Consider the following 6,108-nt stretch of genomic DNA (forward strand, 5'->3'; position numbering starts at 1 on the left):
GCCCACCTGCGACCCCTATATCTGCCTCAACAGAAGGGAAACACATCACAACCAATCTGGGAATCCTGAATCGGATAGGCCGCGACACGCTCTAAAGGCGTCGATTTCTGGTTAAGGAATACCAACCTTCCCGGCAGGTTTCTTCACCAACCTCTTTACAGTGGTCGTGCTTAGAGGGCGATCGATCGGGACCGATTGGTAGATCGGACAGAAGAGCGGCGAGATATCCAGCCCCCGCCTGTCCAGCCAGTCCCGTACCAGCCAGGCGGTCCCAGGTGAGGAACGTGCCGACCGGCCCATTCCGAACGGATCCGCCTTCGATCGGCGAATGGTGACCTCCAAGGTTCCGTCCCGCCTGGTCTTCCAGGCGCCACAATCACCAGATAGCTCTTGATTGCGGCTGACACAGAAGATCTGAGGCTACCGGTCGCGCCAGAAAGGATCCAAATTGCTACAACCGGAAAACCCTGAGCATCGCTTGCATTGGTATGCCCTTGTCGCAACCGCACTCATTGGCCTCATGATTGCTGTAGCCACGCTTGCCCCGGCCGGGACCTTGCCGAGCGTCCCGGGAACGGACAAATACCATCACCCGCTGGCTTTTGCAGCCCTGACATTCCCGACGGCCTTTCTTCGGCCTCGCTTGTTGTTCTGGGTGTTTCCGATAGCCGTCGCGTACGGGGGCCTCATCGAAGTTCTTCAGCCACATTTCGGCCGACAACGAGAATTCGCGGATGTCACTGCCGATGCCATCGGCGCGTTGATGGGCGTCGCAATCGGATTATCACTTCGGTTGTGGATTTTGAAGACAGCCAATCCCATCCGGATCCTCAACCGGCGACGGAGCGGTTCCGCGAATTGAACCACCCATATCGGTATTTTGATCTGTCTCGGATTTCATGGCAAGTCGCCTGGGAGCCCCTCTACCGGTCGCTTTCTCTGAGACCTCTTGACTCAACCATATATTGTGCCCAGCCTCTGGTTTGACTCTATCCATAGAGGAGAAAGCCGGTGGCAGCACCAAAGAAAGTGCCGTTGAAAGGCACAAAGCCACAAGATTCAAGGGTGATGGAGTTCCTGCCATCGCCGAAGGTTTATCCTTGGGAGGATTCAGCCCAGTACGAGGCCCTGCAGGACGCGGTCGTCACGCATCTGGTCCCTTCAACGCCGCATGAGCATGTTCTCGCGCGGCGCATCGCAGCGGCACATTGGGAACAATGGCGGAGCGAACAACTCTCCCAGGATGTTTTTATGTCGGCTTGTCGAAAGGCGGCTCTGGAACTGCTGAACGAACAACCTGGAGTTATTTTTCCGGACGACAAGACGATGCGTCTCGCCGACGACATACTGGGATCTGACAAGGCCCTTCGTGCAACGGCGCTGAACGAGCTTGCCGGGAAAGGTATTACCGAGGAGCAGATCCGTGCCCAGGCCTACCTCGAGCATTTCCAGGCGATCGAGGCGCTGGAACGCCGGCCGTGGCGCGACGACGAGCGGCGGCGTGCATTGATGAGGGAATATGCAGCGCTCAAGGCATCCAACCAGTTGGATCACGTTCCGGATGCCGAGATTCTCTGAGCCATGGCAACCGACAGGCAAATCGCGGCCAACCAGGCAAATGCGGTAAAGAGTACGGGCCCAAAGACGAAGAAAGGCAAGAACGCCTCAGCAAGAAACGCGATCAAGCATGGGCTGACAATGCCGCCACCGCAGGACGAGGTTTTGCAATGGATGAAAATTATCCTGAACACCGCAGACCTCTCTTTGGATACGCTCGGAGACGATCCGTTCAGCCACGCAACATTGAGGCTCGCGGAGGCAGAAGCCCAGCATGAGCGCGCCACTTCCGCCGAAAGAGAGGCGGCGGCAAAACTTGCCAGATATGCGAAGAGCCACCAGGAGACGGATCTCCTAAAGCTGGATTTCGAAGACATGGACGACCCGGCCGTCCTGACTGCCATGCTGAAAGGGCAGCATGACGCGTTCACATTGGGAGGGCTGAAAATTCTGTTGGCGTCCAACACCAATCGGATCCCGAGGCTCGTCGGCAAACTGGAGACGATCAACCGATATGTGCGGCAAGCCGAACGGCAGAAAGCCAGGGCGCTCGTTGCCTGGCAGAAGGCAAAGAAGCTGTCGGCCTGACAACGCGGACCCAAAGGTACACTGGCAAAATTGGTGAGCGCTCGTGTCACTGGACATGGAAGCTGGTTTCAGAATCCGGATGGACCGGCGCCGGCGGTCCGACTATCCCTAGGGACCGAAATTTGTCGGAGGGCCGCCGCATGGCAAGAGCGAATGGTGTCGATGGCCTCATCGGGTTCATCGGAAAGGACAATACCTGGAGAGAGCGCCTGCTACAGGTGATTGACGAGCACATTGGGCCAGCCCTTGAGGAGTTCGACCTTGAATTCGGGGATCTGGATGAGTTGCTCGGTGATCCCTGGCCGATGACCCTTTGGGGCTGCGCGTTCGAGGACCTGCTGGGCCGCACTTATGGCGCAGGCGAAACAAACGTGGTCGACGTCTACCTTGGCAGGCGCGGCTGGAATGAGAGCGCGGAGGACCGTGCATACCTTGCCAGTTTGCGGGCGACCGCCCCCAGCCTTTATGAGGTGAGCCAGATTGTCCCGGGGAAGTCGATGGAGCTTCGTGATCTGCTCAGCGACGCCGATCCCGTCACTGTGCGGGAGAAGAGTGCAACTCGCATCCTGAAGCCTTGGGACCGCATCGCCGTGCGCGTGGTTCCACAGGGAAAAGATTATGTAATATCCGGCGCGCTGCTACATTTCCCGGCAGAGGCCGCCGAGTTCCTACTCGACGGCTTGCGGCAGACGTTGGACCTCGACCCGGAATCCGAACTCCGTCTTGATGAAGACGTACGCCGCTGCTGCGCACCGCTCTTCGCCAATGCCTGGCTCTTTACCCAACTGCCAAAGATACTCGATCCGGAGATGCCAACGCTGACAAACAGCAGCGGTGATCTCTTGGAGTTCCACGACCTGCGGTTTGCCCTTTCGACGGGCGTCCTGCAGAAGGATGTGCTGAGTCGTCTCTCGAAACGGTCGGACCTCGTACCTGAGGGACAAAAGGCCTGGAGCTGGATCACCGCGGCGCCGGAAACACGCAGCGCACAAGGGGGTGGCATGACCCTTGATACCTCGATGGGCGGCCAGACAGTTCTTGGTTACCTCGAACTGAAAGGGAAGGTACTTACCCTGTCCGTCAATTCGGCCGAACGCGCTGGGCGGGGGCGTGTGATGCTGACGGACACCCTCGGCGACCTGGTGAAGCCCTCGCTGACTTCAATCCGAACCGTCGAGCAGGAACTGGAAGAGCGCGAAGAAGCGCCTGCCGACGAGATCCCCCTGGATATTGCTCGGCAAATTGTTCACGAGCATCTTGACCGACACTATCGGGACACGTTGGACCAGCCGATACCGGCTCTCGGCGGAAAGACCCCGCGTCAAGCCGCTCGCAGTGCCGATGGTCGCACGAAGGTGATTGCCTGGCTGAAGCACATCGAAAACTCGAGCGCGCGCAACATGGAGTCTCCGATGGCAGAGTATGACTTCCGGTGGATGTGGGAGGAACTCGGGGTGCTGGACGCACGGACGTGAATGGCAATGACCGCACCGCTCCTCTTGTCTCGTTGGATCTCCACCGATCATGCTCTCTCGAGACCCGCCAATCTGGTCTCATAGCTTATTCCAGACCCGTTTTTGCGGTGGGCGGTCACATCATCAATGCCCAGTTTTAATCAACGCGCGGGTAAGGGGAACGAGCCGCCGTTAGGCAATACATCGTGAACGAACGCCATGCCAAAAGATCAGCGGCCTCCCAGCGTCAGCCCAAAAGACATTTCCAAATCCTTTATCCCTGAAAGCATACGCGTAGATTGTCCCGAACCGCCGACCACGCCCGTAACAGCGGTGCCGGAGATAGAGATGGGGGATCCAGAAACACCTTCGGTCGCTGCAGTGGGATATTTGCTGGGGCTGCAACCGGCCAACCCAGCGACGAACCCGGCGACGACCAACCAATTCCGGGTCATTGCACCTCTCCTATCTACCTTGTTCGCATTCCTGTGCGTCTGGGAAAAACGGCAAATTGTTCGGCTGCCGGCCGGAGAAGCGGTCGGCACCCAAATATCCGTTCCAGGTCCGCCTTGGCCCGTCACTCGGCAATTTCAATGAGCAACTCAAAGCTGACGCTGCTCTCCGAATTCTGATCCCTGAGTGTAGTCTCGAGGATGTATTGTCCCACTGATGCGCCCGTCAGTTTGTAGGTTATGTCAGCGAAGAATTCTTTGTTCGGCCTACGCGTATTCAACGCGAGTTCCATGATATCGGGAAGGTCTGTCAAGACCGTCCCGTCGCTAGCCTTCACAACCAAATCGACATCGAAAGCGATGCGATGGATGCCCTCTTGAAGCTCGCCATAGCCGAAACCATAAGGTTCGGCGTAAATTACGATCGGCTCACTCGGAGCATAGCGGTTCGTCTCTCGGGGGGTGAAAATGCCATAGCCGCTCGGATTGCCCTCGACCAGGGAAACCATGTTCAAGCCAAGAGGTGCTGCGTCCCAGACCTCGTTCAATATCGCCTCTGCTAACTCTATTGCCTGCCTCCCATCTCCTGCGGCCAGAGCCTCCTCTATCGCGCGCTCACGTTGTGACTGCGGTTCGGCCATGGCCTGTAGCCCCCCGAAGACCCAAAACGCGACCACGGTTGCGCATCCGATGGTGTCTGTGAAGAATCGCGTGTTCATGATGCCTTCCTTAAACTCACTCAAAGATGGACATTAGTGAGAACTGGGAGATGATCCAAATCAATCAGAAGCCGAGGGGTTGGAGTTCGGTGCCGATTGACACTCTTGGTGGCCGCCCTCGCATCGACTGTGAAAGGAAGGTTATCGATGCGCTCCACGAGGTGGGTGTGCGGTTGTCCAGAAACCTTTACGACTTGTAGAGCCGGGTCATTTCATCGACAAAGAACCTTTCGAATTCTTCGGGCGAGATCCATCCTGTCGGGGCCTCATCCACAATGCTCTGGCCCAGAAACAGTTTCACCGCCGCCACCGCGTGCCAGCTTTGGGTTGAGTGGAACGCCCGCAAACACGGTGGCCCCAAACGCCGCATCTGGCCCAAAATCCACCTTGGAATTGACGAGGAAACGCTGGAAGCCCGAGCCGTCGAAGTCACTGGCAGCAACGTGGGCGATGCGCCCATGCTGCCGGAGCTGCTCGATCAGATCCCTCCTGATCAGGAGATCGGCAGCGTCATTGCGGACGGAGCATGTGACACCCGAAAGTGCCACGACGCCATCGCGGATCGCGGCGCTGATGCCGTCATTCCACCTCGCAAGAACGCCCGGTTCTGGAAACCCGCAACCGTCGGGGCGGTGGCGCGTAACGAGGCGCTACGTGCATCGAAATACTTGGGTCGAGCCATCTGGCGACGATGGGCCGGATACCACCGCCGAAGCCGCGTCGAAACCAAGATGCATTGCGTGAAACCTCTGGGCCAGCGTCTCATGGCGCGGGACTTTGACCGACAGGTCGCAGAGCTCCACGTCCGCATCGCCGTTCTTAACGGCCACACCGCGCTTGGTATACCTGTCACTGAGGCTGCGGGATAGGTCCGTCCGCGGAAAGGGGCAGTGCGCTCATCAACCGATTTCTGCAACAGAGCCCCGAAAAAACCAAACTTCCGTCAGATTAATGACTCAATCCGCCTGCAGCGTGGTCGTGAAACTGATTGCAACGAGCTTACGGTCACGCCGCTTGGGCGATATGTCAAAAGTCCAGCCCCTGAATCCTGGAGGTAGACATGAGACGCTATAATCTGATCGAATCCTTCCAGAAGAACGAGGACGGCGCGGTCACCGTCGATTGGGTTGTACTCACAGCTGCCGTCGTCGGTTTGGGTTTGGCTGCCCAAGCAGTAATTACTTCCGGCGTGGCAGACCTGTCAGGTGATATTTCGGGCCAGTTGACCGAGCAAACTATCAAAACTAGTCACCCGAATCTAAAGTTCGCCGCATAGGGTTTGGGTTCGCTGGCAGAACCGCTTGACCGATGCGAGGATTTCATCGGCGGACTTGACCC

At 57.8% G+C, this 6,108-nt stretch carries 7 protein-coding genes; 6 read left to right on the plus strand and 1 reads right to left on the minus strand.

Going from position 1 to position 6,108, the window contains the following annotated elements:
• The first annotated feature begins 448 nt into the window (after window positions 1-448).
• The 4 genes from BLR85_RS27515 (at window position 449) to BLR85_RS27530 (ending at window position 3,620) form a co-directional block, all read left to right on the plus strand.
• A complete protein-coding gene (locus BLR85_RS27515; protein WP_139188598.1) occupies window positions 449-862 on the plus strand; it encodes a VanZ family protein in 414 nt (137 codons plus the stop codon).
• 149 nt (window positions 863-1,011) lie between these two features.
• Entirely contained in the window at window positions 1,012-1,578 is a 567-nt protein-coding gene (locus BLR85_RS27520; protein WP_139188599.1) for a hypothetical protein, read from the plus strand.
• Between the two features lie 3 nt (window positions 1,579-1,581).
• Complete coding sequence (locus BLR85_RS27525) at window positions 1,582-2,145, plus strand: hypothetical protein (RefSeq protein ID WP_093164938.1); 564 nt, start codon at window positions 1,582-1,584, stop codon at window positions 2,143-2,145.
• A gap of 140 nt (window positions 2,146-2,285) precedes the next feature.
• Window positions 2,286-3,620, plus strand: a complete 1,335-nt coding sequence (locus BLR85_RS27530) for a DUF7986 domain-containing protein (RefSeq protein ID WP_093164941.1) — start codon at window positions 2,286-2,288, stop codon at window positions 3,618-3,620.
• 556 nt (window positions 3,621-4,176) lie between these two features.
• On the opposite strand, the gene BLR85_RS27535 is transcribed toward BLR85_RS27530, so the two are convergent.
• Window positions 4,177-4,770: a hypothetical protein gene (locus BLR85_RS27535; RefSeq protein WP_093164944.1), complete on the minus strand. Its 594-nt coding sequence runs from the start codon at window positions 4,768-4,770 to the stop codon at window positions 4,177-4,179.
• A gap of 275 nt (window positions 4,771-5,045) precedes the next feature.
• Here BLR85_RS27535 and BLR85_RS27540 point away from each other — a divergent pair, with 275 nt between their 5' ends.
• Together BLR85_RS27540 and BLR85_RS27545 are read left to right on the plus strand one after the other, a co-directional pair.
• The gene (locus tag BLR85_RS27540) at window positions 5,046-5,639 is read left to right on the plus strand and encodes an IS5 family transposase (RefSeq protein WP_280138540.1); all 594 of its coding nucleotides are present in this window, start codon (window positions 5,046-5,048) and stop codon (window positions 5,637-5,639) included.
• 191 nt (window positions 5,640-5,830) lie between these two features.
• Window positions 5,831-6,046, plus strand: coding sequence for a Flp family type IVb pilin (locus tag BLR85_RS27545; protein ID WP_093164947.1), 216 nt, complete (start codon window positions 5,831-5,833; stop codon window positions 6,044-6,046).
• The last annotated feature ends 62 nt before the right edge of the window (window positions 6,047-6,108 follow it).

The sequence above is a fragment of the Aliiruegeria lutimaris genome (assembly GCF_900099935.1).
In the GTDB taxonomy this organism is placed as follows: Bacteria; Pseudomonadota; Alphaproteobacteria; order Rhodobacterales; family Rhodobacteraceae; genus Tropicimonas; species Tropicimonas lutimaris.

Coding starts and splice junctions, on each gene's coding strand:
- BLR85_RS27535 (WP_093164944.1), bottom strand. CDS start 4,770: ATGAACACGCGATTCTTCACAGACACCATCGGATGCGCAACCGTGGTC.
- BLR85_RS27540 (WP_280138540.1), top strand. CDS start 5,046: ATGCTCTGGCCCAGAAACAGTTTCACCGCCGCCACCGCGTGCCAGCTT.
- BLR85_RS27545 (WP_093164947.1), top strand. CDS start 5,831: ATGAGACGCTATAATCTGATCGAATCCTTCCAGAAGAACGAGGACGGC.
- BLR85_RS27525 (WP_093164938.1), top strand. CDS start 1,582: ATGGCAACCGACAGGCAAATCGCGGCCAACCAGGCAAATGCGGTAAAG.
- BLR85_RS27530 (WP_093164941.1), top strand. CDS start 2,286: ATGGCAAGAGCGAATGGTGTCGATGGCCTCATCGGGTTCATCGGAAAG.